Here is a 16,448-nt window from a genome sequence, read left to right as displayed (position 1 = left end):
ATTGTTGTCATGAAGGAAGCTCTAACGTTAACCACATCTTGACCAATTGGACAAGAGCATAGAAACACCAACGGCCCACAGGCCACCCCGATAAGGCACCTGCAGGCCGCGACTCGCCCTTCATGACGGACGATAAAAAAGGGCGCCCGCGGGCGCCCAGGAGAGCAAAAAACGTTGGCTAGCGTGTGCGTTCGCTAGGCTGCGGTAACGCCGGTAACGAGCGATCGAGCAGCTCCACGCTCTGGCGATAGAAGAGCTGACTCTTCTGATGTTCGCCCAGGTTGGCATAGAGACGCGCCAGCTCAGCACATACCACCCCACTGGAACGCTGGCGCTGGCTGGCTTCGAAGTATTCCTGCGCCTTGCCCCAATAAGCGTTGCGCAACGATAAACGCCCCAGGCTCAGCAGTAAATCGGGGTCGTTGGGACGCTCCTGCAGCCATTTCTCGGCATACGCTAACTGACGCCCGGCATCCACGTTGAGCAAGCCATAACGCAGCACCAGACGCGTATCCCAGTGCTCCTTGAGAGAATGACGCAGCAAGCGCTCGGCCATTGCTTCTTCGCCATCCTTGACCAGCGCCTCGGTATACAAGACAACCAGCTCGACATCGCTGCGCAGATAGTCGGGCATATCGGCCCACAGATTACGCACGCGGTTGGCATCGGCATTGGGCTGGCGCTGAACCGCTTGAAGGATCAACTCGCGATAGGCTCGCTGCTCCAGCTCACGGCGCTCTTCATCGGTGATCAGCTGTTGCTTGTCGAGCTTGGGCAGCAAATGACGCAGCCCTTCCCAGTCGTTGACGCTGAGATAAGCCTGACGCAGCAGCTTGAGCACCTGCGGATGATTGGGCAGTTGCTTTTCGAGGCGCGTCAGCGTCGCCAGCGCCTCCTCGAACTGCTGTCGATCGAGCATCAGCTGCGCTTGCACCATGCCCACCGCATTATCGGCTCCCTCGGTGCTGTGATGGGCACGCTTGAGTAGCGTATCGGCATGCTCGAAGCGCCCCTGGTAATGCGCCGCCAGCGCTGCGGACAGGTAATTGACTAACGGTGTACTGGAATCGTCCGCCGCCTTGACCAGATCCTTCTCGGCACGCTTCCAACGGCCTTCGGCGAGTGCCACCAAGCCTCTCACGGTACGCTTCATGGCATTGCGATTGCGCGTACGGCTATTCCAGACCTTGAGCCGGCTCACCGGACGGCGCAGACGGTGGAGAACGCGCAGCAGGAAATGCAGGGCAAGAAATACCGCCAGCAATATCACCAGGCCCAGCCAGAACGAGGTCTGGATCGAGGTATCCCCCACGCGTACCAGCCAGTAACCGGGCATTGACTGCATCAACTGGCCGAATAGCGCGCCGACGGCCAGCCCCACGACGATGAGAAGAATCAGCTTTCTCATTCGCTGTCTCCTTCATCGCTCTGACGTTGCTCGCCACCACCGTCATCGTTGCCATTCTGGAAACGCTTCTCGATGAAGTCCTTGAGCGTCTGCTGCGATTCGCTGATATCCGGCAGCTCTGGCCGGATGGTCTTGTCACGCAATGACTCGAGGCGCTCGAGGGAGGTTTTCACCGCATCGCGCTCGGTATCGTAGTAGCGCTCAATCAGCGTGATCGCCTTGTCGAGGCTGGCCTGGTAGAGCTTGGGCTCGGTCTTGAGCAGGGCCAATTGAGCCTGCTCGAGCAAGAGGCGCACGTTCTGGCGCAGGTAGGACTCCTGCTCGGGCGTCACCAAGGCCTCCAACGCTTCATCGTGACGGCGTATGACGACGAGATCCTTGAGCTCACCGCCCAGGCGAGAGAGCTGTTGTTGCCAACCGCCCTCGAGTGAGGAATCGTCGTCGTTCTGCGCAGCCATCTCTTCCACATCCTGCTTGAGCGGCAGATCCGCCAGTTGCTCCTGCTGCGCCATCAATGCCAGATACAACCCGGTGCGATCCACCGTGGGCACCGAATCCAGCGCCGCCAGCTCAGACTGAATCGCCCGGCGCACCGGAATCAAGGCCGGGTTGTCAGCATCGGTCAAACGCTCATCAGCGGCCTTGAGCAACGCCTTGGCGCCCTTGACGTCGCGCTCGAGTTGCAAGCGCTGGTTGGCCAGGCGCAGCAGATACTCGGCCTCGGCATGCAGCCACTCGCGCGGGTCGGCCTCCTGCTCGTCAGCCAACTCGGAGAGTACTTTGTCGAGATTTTTGTCGATGTCTTGACGATAGTCCTGAAAATCGCCCTGTAGCGATTCGAACGCCTCCTCTCGCTGGTCGAGACGTTCTCGCAGCGTGTCGAGGGTCTGCGCGTTCTCCTCGCCGGCACTGGCCAGCTCGGCCTGTTGCGCCTGTAAGCGCTTCCAGCCATACCCAAGCCCCAGCGCCACGACGATGGCAACGATCACGGCGATGATCAGCGCCACGATGGCCAGGCCACGCCCGTTGCCACCGCCGCCACCTTGCGAAGTCGGAGTGGAGGGAGGCGAGGTGCCGTTGCCGGCGCCACCAGCTTTACTCGACGTCGTCTTATCGTGCGCGGCCGTCTTGTCATGCGCGGTAGTGCCCGCCGATGCGCCACCAGCCGACGCTGCGCGCGTACCGCTGGTGCGGGTCTTGTCCGTATCCTTGGCTGGAGTGTCCGTCGCTTTTTGCTGGGACTTGGTGCCCTGCTGGGACTTAGTGCCCTGCTGGGACTTGCCACCACGTTTGGCAGTGGACGCTGATGCGCCGGCTCCGGACGTCGTCTCGCTCGCCTTGCGTGACGCATCGTCTGCCTTTTCATCCGACGTTGGCGTCGCATCGGAGGAGGTCTGGGGCGCCGCGGCGCCGGTCGTCGATGCCTTGGACGACGCGGCGTCCGCCGCCTTGTCCGAGGCACCGCGCGTCTCGTCGGCTACCTCGCTACCGGCGTCGGTGTCAGCCTGGTGAGTCTCGGAGGAGGACGGCGACTGAGGCGTCTCATCGGCGGACGTCGACGCATCGGTGGGCGTGTTCTTGTCATCCTGATCCTGTCGTTTGCTCATGTGTCGCTAGCCCTTTTCAAACTCATCGTGATCAACGTCGGCGCGTCACGTGTCGCCTACTTCCTGTACGGCGGTCACCAAGGCCTCGGGGGTTGCACCCTGCGCTACGTGGAGCGAAGCGAAGCCCACCGTGTCTGCCAGTGTAGCCAAACGCTGACTGGAAACGATTAGCGGTTTGTTCAACGCCGCCTGTCCGCACCAGATAACCAGATGCTCGAGCAATTCGCCACTGGTCACGGTCATGGCCGTGAAATCGCCCGTGGCGAGCCAACCGGCAGCGGTCGTGTCCGGCGCCGTATAAACGCGCCGATAGAGTGCCAGCTTGGTGGTTCGTGCGCCACGCGTCTCGAACGTCTGCGCGAGCAGTTGGCGCCCCCCCATTCCGCCCACAACCAGCACCCGCTGGCCGTCGAGCCGCGCCAGCGAGCGCATCGCCAACAGCGCCTCGCTGGTCGTGCCCCGGCCGGGATCGGGCACACTCGCCTTGATGTCTAGACCACGGTACAGCATCGCCGCCGTCGCCACCCCCAGCGCATAGAAGCGCGGCCCCTGCGGCAATTGCGGCCAATAGCGGTCGAGCCATTCGACCAGGCACTCGGCAGCGAAAGGGCTGGTCACGACCACCACATCATACTGATCGACATCCAGCAGGGGAGTGCGCTTGACCTCGTCGATGTCGAGCGGCTGCAAGTGCATCAACGCCGGGTGGGCAGGCGCGAACCCCGCCTCCGACAAGGCCTTGGCCAGCCGTTCGCCGCCCTCGCCGGGGCGCGTCACCAGAATGCGTGACGCGACGCTCATTCACCTTGGCCGTATATATCCGCGAGAATCTCACCGGCCCCCTGCTCGAGCAGCGACTCGGCGATACGCACGCCCAAGGCCTCGGGCTCGGAAGCCGAGCCACGCCCTTCGGCGCGCAACACATGCGAGCCATCCGGATCACCGACCAGCGCCCGTAGCCATATTGTGCGATCATCATCCTCGAGCACAGCGTAGCCACCGATGGGCACCTGGCAACCGCCGTCCAAGCGCGTGTTCATGGCGCGTTCGGCGCGCACCCGGGTGGCCGTCTGCGAATGATCGAGCGGCGCCAGGATCTCGAGCAGCGTTTCATCGTCATAGCGACATTCGATGCCCAGTGCGCCCTGGCCGCAGGCTGGCAGGCTGACCTCCGGCGGTAGCTCCTGAGTGATCCGGTGACCAAGCTCGAGACGTTCGAGCCCCGAGGTCGCCAGAATGATCGCCTCGAACTCGCCGCCGTCCAGCTTGCCCAGGCGAGTCTGCACGTTGCCACGCAGGTTGAGCACCTCCAGATCGGGACGTGCCTCCTTGACCTGCAACCCCCGACGCAGGCTCGACGTACCCACACGCACGCCCTCGGGCAAGGCGTCCAGAGTCGCGTAATCGTTAGAGACAAAGGCATCCGTGGGTGCGCCGCTCTCCAGAATCACCGATAACCCCAATCCCTCGGGGAAGTGCATCGGCACATCCTTCATCGAGTGCACGGCGATATCGGCACGCCCATCCAGCAGCGCCTCCTCCAATTCTTTGACGAACAGCCCCTTGCCGCCGACCTTGGACAGCGGCGAGTCGAGAATCTTGTCGCCGCGCGTCGTCAGGGCGACCAGCTCCACCTCGAGTCCAGGATGTAGCGCCATCAGACGAGCCTTGACATGCTCGGCCTGCCATAACGCAAGGCGGCTCTGACGGGTGGCGATGCGCAGTGTCTGCATGGCGGGCATTGAACTCTCCTAAATGGGCGCACACCGATTCGGCGGCGGGTATGACTATCATCATAAAGCAGTCCCCGGTCGAGGAAAAATCCCGCCCCCAGCGTTCCCGTGCCCTGTCCCACCTCGCCAGCGGCGCCGACTCTGGTACACTCAGGGCATCACCATCTCGACCAAGCAGGACGCCACGCCCGATGAGCAATACGACCAACCAATCCTGGGGCGGACGCTTCAGCGAGCCCACCGACGCCTTCGTCGCGCGCTTCACGGCATCGGTAGACTTCGACCGGCGCCTCTATCATCACGACATTCGCGGCTCGATCGCGCATGCCACCATGCTCGAACGCGTTGGCGTGCTCACCTCTGATGAGCGCGAGGCCATCGTGCAAGGCCTCGGCGAAGTCGAGCGGGAAATCGAGGCCGAGCAGTTTCCTTGGTCGGTGGAACTCGAAGACGTGCATATGAACATCGAGGCCCGGCTGACCGAGAAAATCGGCATCACCGGCAAAAAGCTGCATACCGGGCGCTCGCGCAACGACCAGATCGCCACCGATATCCGGCTTTATCTGCGCGACGAGATCGATGTCGTTGCGGCCGAGATCGCCCGCCTACGCGAGGGGCTAATCGAGCTGGCCACGCGCGAAGCCGACACCGTCATGCCCGGCTTCACGCACCTGCAGACCGCCCAGCCGGTGACTTTCGGCCACCACCTGCTGGCCTGGCAGGAAATGCTCACCCGCGACCACGAACGCCTGCTGGACTGCCGTAAGCGCGTCAACGTAATGCCGCTGGGAGCCGCCGCGCTGGCCGGCACCACCTACCCCATCGATCGTCACGTCACCGCCGAGCTGCTGGGCTTCGAGCGCCCCGCCGAGAACAGCCTCGACGCGGTCAGCGATCGTGACTTCGCCATCGAGTTCGGTGCCTTCGCCAGCACCCTGCTGATGCACCTGTCACGCATGAGCGAAGAATTGGTGCTGTGGACCAGCGCCCAGTTCGACTTCATCGATCTGCCCGATCGCTTCTGTACCGGCTCGTCGATCATGCCACAGAAGAAGAACCCCGACGTACCAGAGCTGGTACGCGGCAAGACCGGCCGCGTCTATGGCCACCTGATGGGGCTTTTGACGCTGATGAAGTCGCAGCCGTTGGCGTACAACAAGGATAATCAGGAAGACAAGGAACCGCTTTTCGACACCCTCGACACCGTGCAGGGCTGTCTCAAGGCGTTCGCCGACATGGTGCCGGCCATCGAGGCCAAGACGGACAACATGTTCGAGGCCGCGCGCAAGGGCTTCTCCACCGCCACCGATCTAGCGGACTACCTCGTGCGCGCCGGTGTGGCCTTTCGCGATGCCCACGAAATCGTCGGCCAAGCCGTGGCGCTGGGCCTGCGCGAGCAGAAGGACCTTTCAGAGATGTCCCTCGACGAGTTGCGCCAGTTCTCCGACGCCATCCAGGCCGACGTCTTCGAAGTACTGACGCTGGAAGGTTCGGTGGCAGCGCGCAATCACATCGGCGGCACCGCGCCGGATCAGGTCCGCGCCGCTGCCCAACGCGCCCGCGACGCGCTCGCTACGCTGCAACAGGAGGCATGATGCGCTTACTTCCCATGCTGGCCATTCTCGGCATAGCTGTGTTCACGCTCGCCGGTTGCGGCCAAAAGGGGCCGCTTTACATGCCCGATGACGAACAGGCCAGCGAGCAGTACGATCCGGCGGACGCCTATGAAGACGACGCCGACCAGGACGAAAACGCCGCACGCGACGCCTCTTCCCAATCCGACAGCGACGCAGACTGACGATGGATCATTTCAACTACCGCGACGGACAACTCTACGCTGAAGACGTGCCGCTGGCCGACATCGCCGAGCGCTTCGGCACGCCGTGCTACGTGTATTCGCGGGCGACCTTCACGCGCCACTTCAAGGCCTACAGTGATGCACTGGGCGAGCATCCGCACCTGATCTGCTACGCGGTGAAGGCCAATGCCAACCTCGCCGTGCTCGACCTGTTGGCGCGCCTCGGCGCGGGGTTCGATATCGTCTCCCAAGGCGAGCTCGAGCGCGTGCTGGCCGCCGGCGGCGACCCCGCCAAGGTGGTGTTTTCCGGCGTCGCCAAGCAGGCCGGTGAAATGGCCCGCGCGCTGGAAGTGGGCATCAAGTGCTTCAACGTGGAATCGCTGCCGGAACTCGAGCGCCTGAACCAGGTGGCGGGCGAATGCAGCCGGGTGGCGCGCGTCTCGCTGCGCGTCAATCCCGACGTCGACGCCCGGACGCATCCCTACATTTCCACCGGCCTCAAGGCCAACAAGTTCGGTATCGCCGTCGATGACGCCTTCGAGGTCTATCAGCGGGCCGCCGAACTGCCCAATCTCGAGGTCGTCGGTCTGGATTGCCACATCGGTTCGCAGCTCACTGAGCTAGCGCCCTTCCTCGACGCCCTGGACCGCCTGCTGGTGCTGCTCGACCGCCTGCACGAGTCGGGCATTACCATCGAGCATCTCGACCTGGGTGGCGGCCTTGGCGTGCCCTATCAAGACGAGCAACCGCCCGCACCCTACGATTACGCCCGGGCCCTGCTCGAGCGCCTCGATGGCCGCAACCTGACACTGCTCTTCGAACCGGGCCGCTCGATCGCCGCCAACGCCGGGATCATGCTCACCCGAGTCGAATACCTGAAGCCCGGCGAGACCCAGCATTTCGCCATCGTCGACGCCGGCATGAACGACCTGATTCGCCCCGCGCTGTATCAGGCATGGCAGCGCATCGTCCCGGTCGATACCCGAGCGCCGCGCGAGACGGCACTCTACGATGTGGTCGGCCCAGTCTGTGAAACCGGCGACTTCCTGGGTAAGGCGCGCGAACTGGCCATCGCGCCAGGCGACCTGCTGGCGGTACGCTCGGCGGGGGCCTACGGCTTCGTGATGGCCTCCAACTACAATAGCCGGCCGCGTCCCGCCGAGATCATGGTCGACGGCGATAGCGCGCAAATCGTGCGCGAACGCGAGACGCTCGCCGCCTTGTGGGCTGGCGAGCATCGCCTGGCGGAGACCTCCTGATGCTGCTGCATTTCACCAAGATGCACGGGCTCGGCAACGACTTCATGGTGGTCGATTTGGTCACCCAGCGGGCGCGGCTCGACACCGAGCGCATCCGGCAGTTGGCCGACCGTCATCTCGGCATCGGTTTCGATCAGTTGCTGCTGGTCGAACCACCGCGCGACCCCGAGATGGATTTCCGCTACCGCATCTTCAACGCCGATGGCCACGAGGTGGAAAATTGCGGTAACGGCGCCCGCTGCTTTGCGCGTTTCGTGCGCGAAGCGCGCCTGACCCACAAGCGCGAGATTCGCGTCGAAACCCAGGCCGGGCCTTTGACCCTTCGCGTCGAGGAAGACGAGCGGGTCCGCGTAAATATGGGCGTGCCGCGTTTCGCGCCCGAAGCCGTGCCCTTCGATGCCCCGGCCGATGCGCCCACGCATACCCTGGAGGTCGACGACGCACGCTGGGAGATCGGCGTCGTTTCGATGGGCAACCCTCACGCTGTCCTCGTGGTCGACGATGTCGATACCGCGCCAGTGGCACGTTTGGGCCCGCTCATCGAGCGCCACGTGCGCTTCCCCCGGCGCGTCAATGTAGGCTTCTTGCAGATAGTCTCGCCTCACGAAGCACGCCTGCGGGTCTTCGAACGCGGCAGCGGCGAAACGTTGGCCTGTGGCACCGGCGCCTGCGCGGCGGTAGCCAACGGCATCCGGCGCGGGTTGTTCGAGAGTCCCGTCGATGTTCACCTACCCGGTGGTACGCTAACCTTGGAATGGCCCGCCGAGGATGCTCCCATGGTAATGATCGGCCCCGCCACCAGCGTCTTCGAGGGGCGTATCGCGCTACCTTAGCAGCACTGCCGAGTGCCCGGAGAACCTGCAAACAACGACACGGCACGCAAGACGGAAACACAGGAGAACATACGCATGTCCCAAGCCCAGGCGCCCGAGCCGCGCACTACGCTCGACCCCGAGCGTGTCGCGCATTGGCTGGCCCGTCACCCCGACTTCTTCGTCGGTCGAGAGGGACTGCTTCAACAGCTAAAAGTGCCGCATCCCCAGACCCAGGGCGCGATCTCGCTGCTCGAACGTCTCGTGCACGACCTGCGCGAGCGCGCCGAGACCGCCGAATGGCGCCTCGAACATCTGTTGGAGACGGCGCGCCACAACGAGGCGCAATACCAGCGCACGCGCTCGCTGATCCTGGCGTTGCTCGAGGCGGAAAACGTCGACGCGCTGGGTGAAGCCCTATCGACCCAACTCAGCGAGCGCTTTCGCACCCAGGCGGTCGCGTTGTGGCTGGACTCACCTCTTGATGGCCGCGCCGTACAGCCACCCCAGTTGCGTCTCGATGACGCCGCGCGCGCGACACTGGAGGAGCTTCTCGACGGCCACAACAGCCGCTGCACCCAGCTCTCGCGAGACGCGTGGCGTAAGCTCCTGCCCCATTCCGAGCCACCCGAGAGCAGCGGTTCATGCGCTGTGACGCGCTTGACCATGGGCGAGCCGCTCGGTTATCTGCTGCTCGCCAGCCAGGAGAGCGAGCACTTTCGTGCCACGCTCGACACCCTGTTCACCGATTACCTCGGCGAAATCGTCGCGCGCTTGCTGATCCGGCTGGATACCGAGCATGCACGCCGCGATTGAAGAATTCCTGCGCGGGCTGGCGGGGCATGCCAGCCCCGCAACACTGGATGCCTATCGGCGCGACTTGGCCGCACTAGCGCATTTCCTCGAGGCACATGACATCGACGACTGGTCCACGCTGGATGTTGCCCTGGTGCGTCGTTTCTTGGGCGCCGAGCGCACCCGCGGTCTAGCCCCGCGCAGTCTCGCCAGGCGCCGCGCCGCACTATCGCGCTTCGCCGATCATCTGGTGCACAGCGGCGTGCTCGCTCACAATCCCGTGGCCTTGACCCAGACACCGCGTCAGCCTCAGCACCTGCCACGTCCGGTGGATGTCGATCAGTTATCGCGCTTTCTGGATACCCCGCACGACGACACCCCGCTCGGCGTGCGCGATCAAGCCATGCTGGAGCTGTTCTATTCCTGCGGGCTGCGTCTAGCGGAGTTGACGGCGCTGGACATCACGGATCTAGAGACGCGGCGTGTGCGAGTGGTGGGCAAGGGTAGCAAGCCGCGCCAAATGCCCCTTGGCAGCCGTGCCCAGGCAGCGCTGACCGCATGGTTCAAGGTCCGTGGCCAACTAGCCGACGCGGAAGAACGCGCGCTGTTCGTCGGTCAACGCGGCGTACGACTCGGGCATCGCGCGGTGCAGAAACGCCTCGTGCATCTTGCCCGCGAGCGCGGCCTGCCCGAACACCTGCACCCGCATCGGCTGCGCCACTCCTTCGCCAGCCACCTGCTCGAATCGAGCCAGGACCTGCGAGCCGTCCAGGAGTTGCTGGGCCATGCCAATCTATCCACCACGCAGGTCTACACACGCCTCGACTGGCAGCATCTCGCCGACGCCTATGATCATGCACACCCGCGCGCCCGGCGACGCGACACACCCGATGAAGGTTGAGGCATACAGCCCTGGAGACGACTCGATGGCGATAACCGCGCTGACCTTCGATCTTGACGACACGCTGTGGAACAACCGCCCAGTCCTCGAGCGTGCCGAAGCCAGCCATTATCAATGGCTCAGCGACGCACTCGCCGCCGCCTCGCCAGGCGTCGGCAGCACATTCATGGCTCACTACCCTTTGAGTGCATATCAACAGCGCCGCGCCGACGTGGCGCGGCGCTTTCCGCTCAAACGCGGCGACTTCACCTGGATTCGCGAACGCGCGTTATTCGAGATGGTAGAAGCCTATGGCCTGCCACGCCTTCAGGCGCGTCTATGGGCGGCGCACGCCATCGCGCATTTCCTCGACCTGCGCCATGACCTCACGCCCTATCCCGAGGTAGTGGCCATGCTCGACACGCTGCGCCGGCGCTATCGGATCGCCGCGATCACCAACGGCAACGCCGATCTCAATCGCCTGGACCTGGCCGACCATTTCAGCGTCATGATCGCCGCAGGCGAATTGCATGCCCCCAAGCCCGACCCGCGTGCCTTCCTCGCGGCGCTGGCAAGGCTCGGCGCCCAACCGTCGCGGGCTCTTCATGTCGGCGATTCCTGGCGCGAGGATGTGCTACCAGCACAGCGCCTGGGTATGCAGGTAGCCTGGATCGACGCCAAGAACGAAGGTCCGTGCGAACTGCTACCCGGCGTACATAGACTGACCCACGTTCGTGAGCTCCCCGCGCTGCTCGATAGCCGGGCGTTTTAATCAACCTTTCGCATCACACGGTATCTGGCTCACATAGCCAGGCATCCATGCGCGCGCAGGCCTCGTCGACGCCTTGTCGCTTGAGCGCAGAGAACAGCTGCACGCTGACCAAGTCTTCCCATTCGGCGAGCTGACGCCGCACCGCCAGAAGCGATGACTTGGCCGCCCCGGGCTTGAGCTTGTCGGCCTTGGTCAACAGGATGTGCACGGGCATCGCTTTCTCATCGGCCCAGCCCAGCATCATCTGATCGAACTCGCTCAGCGGATGCCGTACGTCCATGACCAACATCAAACCCCTCAGTGCCTCACGTTCGTACAGGTACTCGCTCAAGTGACGCTGCCACTCCAGCTTGACCTGATCCGGCACCTTGGCGAAGCCGTAACCGGGCAGATCCACCAACCGGTACGTCTCGTCGTTCGCGAGGGTGAAAAAGTTGATCAGTTGCGTGCGCCCCGGCGTCTTGGAGGTACGCGCCAGTGACTTCTGCCTTGTCAGCGTATTGATCGCGCTGGACTTGCCGGCATTGGAGCGCCCGGCGAACGCCACTTCCGCGCCTGTGTCCGGGGGACACAAGGCCAAGCGCGGCGCACTGATCAAAAAACGCGCGGACTGGTAGTTGATCTTGCCATCTTGCATGTTGGTTCTCGACTGAACTGCCGCCCATGAGCGGCGAATGATCCATGAAGGACGTTTGCGCCACAGTGTATCATTGCGTGGGCACCGCGCATGCGAGCAAAGCCGCCGTCGATAGCCCGTGCGCCCTTTCCATATCGATGCTTGGAGTGGTATCACTAAAGCATGAGTTCACATTGACCGTTCGGGAACCCTGGTTGCCGGTGCGGTTCAAACGTTCATCATGGTGAGCGATGACCGTTCACCGTCTGTTTTCTGCTGTTTATGCAAGGCAAGGAGAGATGCATGTTGAAGTCGTTGTTAGTACTGGCCGCCGGCCTGGGTATGTCAACGCTGGTCATGGCCGCCGGCCCGGTCGCGGGAGAGGATTACAAGGTGCTCGACGAGCCGGTGAAGACCGAAGTACCGGATGGCAAGATCGAGGTCAACGAGGTGTTCTGGTACGGCTGCCCGCATTGCTACGCCCTCGAAGAGCCGCTCAATGCCTGGGTCGACGAGTTACCCGACGACGTTGCCTTTCAGCGCATTCCGGCCACCATGGGCGATACGTGGACCAAGCATGCGCGCGCCTTCTACGCCGCCAAGGAGTTGGGCATCCAGAAGGAAATGCACAGTGATTTCTTCGATGCCATCCATGAGAAAGGCCAGCGTCTCACCGAGCCGGACGACATCGCCGAGTTCTTCACTCACTACGGCGTCAGCAAGGACGACGCGCTCGATGCCCTCGAGTCCTTCGGCGTGAAAAGTCAGATCAATCGCGCCAACGCCAAGATGCGTAGCTACAAGATCATGGGGGTCCCTGCCCTGATCGTCGACGGTCATTACGTGATCACGCCCAGCAGCGCCGGCTCGCTGGAGAATATGCCCAAGATCGCCGATGCCCTGATCGACAAGGTACGCAGCGAACGCAATGAGTAATGCTACCGCCGCGGCGCCTGCTTCCCAGGCGCCCCGCTCGCTACGCCTGCTGACCTGCAATCTGCAGGTCGGTATTCATACCTCGGCCTACCATCACTACCTGACGCGCAGTTGGCAGCACCTGTTGCCGCACCCCAAGCGTCAGGGACGCCTCGATCTGATCGGCGATACACTACGCGACTACGATATCGTCGGCCTTCAGGAGGTCGATGGGGGCAGTTTCCGCTCGGGGCACGTCAATCAGGTCGAGTATCTCGCCATGCGGGCCGAGTTTCCTCACTACTACCAGCAGCTCAACCGCAACCTGGGGCGTGTCGCCCAGCACAGCAACGGCCTGCTGTCGCGCCTGACGCCGCGTCAAATAGACGAGTATCGCTTGCCCGGCACGTTACCGGGGCGCGGCGCCATTCACGCGCGCTTCGGCGACGGTCCCGATGCCTTGCACCTGGTCGTGGCGCACCTGGCTCTGGGACATCGCGCGCGTACCCGGCAACTCGACTACTTGAGCGAGCTTATTCAACCGCTACGCCACGTGGTTGTGATGGGCGACCTCAACTGCACGCCGGACCAGATCAACGCCCACCAGCGCTTCTGCCATGCGCTGCCGCTGCACCCGGTGGTGATGCCGTTGTCGTATCCCGCCTGGCAGCCGCGTCGCGCGCTCGACCATATTCTGATCTCCGACGCCTTGCACGCCGAACGCTTCGAGGTACTCGACCGGTTGTTTTCCGACCACCTGCCAGTGGCAGTGGACATTCAACTGCCCACCGCCTGCCTGCGCAGCATGCCCGACGACCATGCCGCCTCATGAGCGACTGGCACCATGCCGGTACGACCGCGATGCTTACGTCGCGGCCATGAGACGCACCCAGTCGATCATCGGCGCGGGATAAACCCCCAACAGTACGACCAAGGCCGCCAGCGCTAGCACCACCACGCCACCGGCGCGTTGCGCCCAATCGGTGGTCGCATCACGGCGCTGCATGCCTGGCTCGGGCAAAAAGAGCGTCACCATCACGCGTAGATAGTAGTAAAGTCCGATGGCGCTCCCGGCCACCACGCCGCCGACCAGCCACCAGCGGCTGGCTTCGACCCCCAGCGCGACGATATAGAACTTGCCGATGAAGCCTGCGGTCAAGGGGATGCCCGCCAGCGACAGCATCATCACTGTCAGTACCGCCGTCAGGTAGGGCCGCCGCCAGAACAAACCACGGTAATGGTGCAAGCGACTAGCATCGGCGCCGCCGTAGGGGCTCGACAGCAGCGTCACCACACCGAACGCACCCAGCGTCGTCAGTACATAGGTCACCAGATAGATACCCGCGGTTTCCACCGCCAGCCCCTCGTTGATCACCAGTGCCACCAGCAAATAGCCGAAATGCGCAATCGAGGAATAGCCCAGCAGGCGCTTGAGATCTTGCTGCATCAACGCCAGCAGGTTACCGGCCAGCATCGTCACGAAGGCGAGTACGGCGAGCAGGCTGTGAAACCAGGCATCTTCGGTCGCCGGGGCGGATTGCAGCAGGCGCAGCAAGACGATCAGCACCGCCACCTTGCTTGCCGAGGCCAGGAAGGTGGCCGCCGGGGCGGGACTTCCTTCGTAGACGTCCGGCGTCCACAAATGGAACGGCACGATGGAAAGTTTGAAGCCCAACCCGATGAGCATCATGCCCATGCCGGCCAGCAGCCATCCATCGCCACCTGCCGCCGCCAGTGCCTCACCCAGCCCGACGAAATCGAGATGCCCGGTGCGCGCATACAGAAGTGCCATGCCGAATAGCAAGAAGGCCGAGGCCGCCGCGGAGAGCACCATGTACTTGACGCCCGCTTCCAAGGCGCCACGCTCGCGATAGGTGTAGGCCAGCATGCCGTAAAGTGGCATCGACAACAGTTCCAGGCTGAAGAACAGCGAGGCCAAGTGGCGACTGCTCACCAGCGCAATCCCACCAGCGGCAGCACACAACAGCAGCAGGTAATATTCCTCGCGTGGACCGCGCGCGCCTTCGAGGTAAGCATGCCCCAGCGTGGCACAGGCCAGAGTAGCGACGAGAATCAGCACGCCGCCGAAGATCGACAGGCCATCTACTACCATCAGCGGCGTCACGTCGAGCGGTGCCTGCCACCAAGCCAAAAGCTGTGCCGCCAGCGCCAGATTGAGGCCAATCACGGTCAACGTGGCCGTCAGGTCATAACACCGGCGCCACGCAATGGTCAGCATTACCACGATGGCCGTGGCGCAGACGATAATCAGTGGTGAAAGAGCAAGCAACGACGTCATGGCGTCTCCTCAGGCATGGCAGGCGTTTCTTCCAGCGTCATGATGTGCTCCACGTTTTGCATCGCCGCCTCCGAGGTATCCAACAATGGACCAGGGTAGAGCCCGACCCACAACACCAGGGCCAGCAGGCCGAGCATCATCACGATTTCGCGGCCATCGAGCCCGCCCAGAGGCGTGTCTTCTTTGGCCGGACCGAAGTAGACGCGTTGCATGATGAACAGCGAATAGATCGCCGCCAGCACGAAGCCGCCACTGGCGACCACGACCACCCAGGGCCAGGTAGCGAAGGTGCCGAAAAGCACCAGGAACTCGCCCACGAAATTGGCCGTGCCCGGGATTCCCATCGAGGCCGCCACGAAGCACAACGCAATGCCCGGCAGGCCCTTGATACGGCCCCATAGGCCGCCCATCAGGCGCATGTCACGGGTATGCAGGCGCTCGTAGAGCTGGCCACTGATAATGAAGAGTCCCGAGGCCGAGAAGGCATGCGCGACCATCAGCACTACCACACCCTGCAGCGCTAGCTCCGTGCCACTGTAGATGCCGATCAGCACGAAGCCCATGTGGGAAATGCTGGAATAGGCCACCAAGCGTTTCAGGTCATGCTGGCCGCAAGCCAAGATCGCACCGTAGAAGATCCCCAGAATGCCAAGCCCCATCGCGACCGGCGCGAAAGCCTGGGAGGCTTCGGGAAACAGCGGCAAAGCGAAGCGCAACATACCGTAGGCGGCCGTCTTGAGCAGAATCCCCGCCAAGTCGACACTGCCCGCGGTGGGGGCCTGGGCATGGGCGTCAGGTAGCCATCCATGCAGTGGCACCACTGGCATCTTGACCGCGAAGGCGATGAAGAAGCCCAGCATCAGCCACCATGCCATCTGAGGAGAAAGCTCGTTCTGCGCGGTATGCCGCAACGCTTCATAGCTGAAGCTGTATTCCCCGGTGGCGGCGTGATGCGCAAACACCAGACCGAGAATGGCCACCAGCATCAGTAGCCCGCTGGCCTGGGTGTAGATGAAGAACTTCGTCGCCGCCTGGATCCGTGTGTTACCCGTGGAACCGCTATGTCCCCACAACGCGATCAGGAAATACATGGGGACCAGCATCATCTCCCAGAAGAAGAAGAACAGGAACAAATCGATGGCCAGGAAGACGCCGACCACGCCGCCCAGAATCCACAACAGGTTGAGATGGAAAAAACCGATGCGGCGCGAGATCTCGTGCCATGAGCAGACCACCGCCAGCACGCCAAGTAGCCCGGTGAGCGCGATCATGATCAACGACAGGCCATCCAGCGCCAAGTGGACCTCGATCCCGAAACGGGGGATCCAATCAGCGCGCCACTCGAGGACCCAGTCCGAGGCACCCTGCACGGCGTTCAAACCGTAATCGCCATGCCACCACACGCCCAGCACCAGCGCCAACTCGAGCAGCATGGTGCCCAGGGCAATCCAGCGCGGCGGTTGCTCACCAAAACGCTCGGCTTGCCAACACAGCAACCCGCCGATGAAGGGAATCAGAATCAGACAGACAAGAATCATCAGCGCTGCGCCCCCT

15 protein-coding genes and 1 pseudogene are annotated in these 16,448 nt (G+C 63.2%); 9 read left to right on the top strand and 7 right to left on the bottom strand.

What is annotated here, in order from left to right:
* Positions 1-178: 178 nt before the first annotated feature.
* From L1075_RS10865 to hemC, 4 genes are read right to left on the bottom strand one after another with little or no spacing between them, the layout of a single operon-like run.
* On the bottom strand, positions 179-1,408 hold the full coding sequence (locus L1075_RS10865) for a heme biosynthesis HemY N-terminal domain-containing protein (protein WP_040239985.1): 1,230 nt from the start codon (positions 1,406-1,408) through the stop codon (positions 179-181).
* The gene (locus tag L1075_RS10860) at positions 1,405-3,015 is read right to left on the bottom strand and encodes a uroporphyrinogen-III C-methyltransferase (protein ID WP_040239988.1); all 1,611 of its coding nucleotides are present in this window, start codon (positions 3,013-3,015) and stop codon (positions 1,405-1,407) included. Before L1075_RS10860 ends, L1075_RS10865 begins: the two co-directional genes overlap by 4 nt.
* A 45-nt stretch (positions 3,016-3,060) precedes the next feature.
* A complete protein-coding gene (locus L1075_RS10855; RefSeq protein ID WP_246941814.1) occupies positions 3,061-3,816 on the bottom strand; it encodes a uroporphyrinogen-III synthase in 756 nt (251 codons plus the stop codon).
* Positions 3,813-4,757, bottom strand: a complete 945-nt coding sequence (gene hemC, locus L1075_RS10850; protein ID WP_040239994.1) for a hydroxymethylbilane synthase — start codon at positions 4,755-4,757, stop codon at positions 3,813-3,815. The genes L1075_RS10855 and hemC overlap by 4 nt, the downstream gene beginning before the upstream one ends.
* Positions 4,758-4,939: 182 nt before the next feature.
* On the opposite strand from hemC, the gene argH reads away from it, so the two are divergent.
* From argH to L1075_RS10815, 7 genes and pseudogenes are all read left to right on the top strand, one after another.
* On the top strand, positions 4,940-6,343 hold the full coding sequence (gene argH, locus L1075_RS10845; protein WP_040239996.1) for an argininosuccinate lyase: 1,404 nt from the start codon (positions 4,940-4,942) through the stop codon (positions 6,341-6,343).
* A gap of 14 nt (positions 6,344-6,357) precedes the next feature.
* Positions 6,358-6,453, top strand: a pseudogene (gene lptM / locus L1075_RS10840) (LPS translocon maturation chaperone LptM); the annotation flags it as partial.
* Positions 6,454-6,548: 95 nt separating this feature from the next.
* Entirely contained in the window at positions 6,549-7,805 is a 1,257-nt protein-coding gene (gene lysA / locus L1075_RS10835; RefSeq protein WP_040240003.1) for a diaminopimelate decarboxylase, read from the top strand.
* The gene (dapF, locus tag L1075_RS10830) at positions 7,805-8,638 is read left to right on the top strand and encodes a diaminopimelate epimerase (RefSeq protein WP_246894395.1); all 834 of its coding nucleotides are present in this window, start codon (positions 7,805-7,807) and stop codon (positions 8,636-8,638) included. The genes lysA and dapF overlap by 1 nt, the downstream gene beginning before the upstream one ends.
* A 75-nt stretch (positions 8,639-8,713) precedes the next feature.
* On the top strand, positions 8,714-9,433 hold the full coding sequence (locus L1075_RS10825; RefSeq protein ID WP_040240006.1) for a DUF484 family protein: 720 nt from the start codon (positions 8,714-8,716) through the stop codon (positions 9,431-9,433).
* Positions 9,417-10,313: a tyrosine recombinase XerC gene (locus L1075_RS10820; protein ID WP_040240008.1), complete on the top strand. Its 897-nt coding sequence runs from the start codon at positions 9,417-9,419 to the stop codon at positions 10,311-10,313. Before L1075_RS10825 ends, L1075_RS10820 begins: the two co-directional genes overlap by 17 nt.
* 25 nt (positions 10,314-10,338) lie before the next feature.
* Entirely contained in the window at positions 10,339-11,064 is a 726-nt protein-coding gene (locus tag L1075_RS10815; RefSeq protein WP_246894393.1) for an HAD family hydrolase, read from the top strand.
* A 13-nt stretch (positions 11,065-11,077) separates the two neighbouring features.
* Here the strand turns inward: L1075_RS10815 and yihA are convergent, their stop codons facing one another.
* Entirely contained in the window at positions 11,078-11,701 is a 624-nt protein-coding gene (yihA, locus tag L1075_RS10810; protein WP_246894392.1) for a ribosome biogenesis GTP-binding protein YihA/YsxC, read from the bottom strand.
* A 282-nt stretch (positions 11,702-11,983) separates the two neighbouring features.
* On the opposite strand from yihA, the gene L1075_RS10805 reads away from it, so the two are divergent.
* Positions 11,984-12,616 (top strand): thiol:disulfide interchange protein DsbA/DsbL, encoded by a 633-nt coding sequence (locus L1075_RS10805; RefSeq protein ID WP_246894391.1) that lies wholly within the window; start codon positions 11,984-11,986, stop codon positions 12,614-12,616.
* The gene (locus L1075_RS10800; protein WP_075369720.1) at positions 12,609-13,427 is read left to right on the top strand and encodes an endonuclease/exonuclease/phosphatase family protein; all 819 of its coding nucleotides are present in this window, start codon (positions 12,609-12,611) and stop codon (positions 13,425-13,427) included. The genes L1075_RS10805 and L1075_RS10800 overlap by 8 nt, the downstream gene beginning before the upstream one ends.
* Positions 13,428-13,460: 33 nt before the next feature.
* Here the strand turns inward: L1075_RS10800 and nuoN are convergent, their stop codons facing one another.
* Positions 13,461-14,894, bottom strand: a complete 1,434-nt coding sequence (nuoN, locus tag L1075_RS10795; protein ID WP_040240021.1) for an NADH-quinone oxidoreductase subunit NuoN — start codon at positions 14,892-14,894, stop codon at positions 13,461-13,463.
* Positions 14,891-16,432, bottom strand: coding sequence for an NADH-quinone oxidoreductase subunit M (nuoM, locus tag L1075_RS10790; RefSeq protein WP_040240022.1), 1,542 nt, complete (start codon positions 16,430-16,432; stop codon positions 14,891-14,893). Before nuoM ends, nuoN begins: the two co-directional genes overlap by 4 nt.
* Between the last annotated feature and the right edge of the window lie 16 nt (positions 16,433-16,448).

The sequence above is a fragment of the Chromohalobacter beijerinckii genome, from assembly GCF_023061185.1.
GTDB classification, from domain to species: domain Bacteria; phylum Pseudomonadota; class Gammaproteobacteria; order Pseudomonadales; family Halomonadaceae; genus Chromohalobacter; species Chromohalobacter beijerinckii.
The sequence above is the reverse complement of the archived record's forward strand: the minus strand, read 5'-3'. Positions and strand labels throughout refer to the sequence as shown.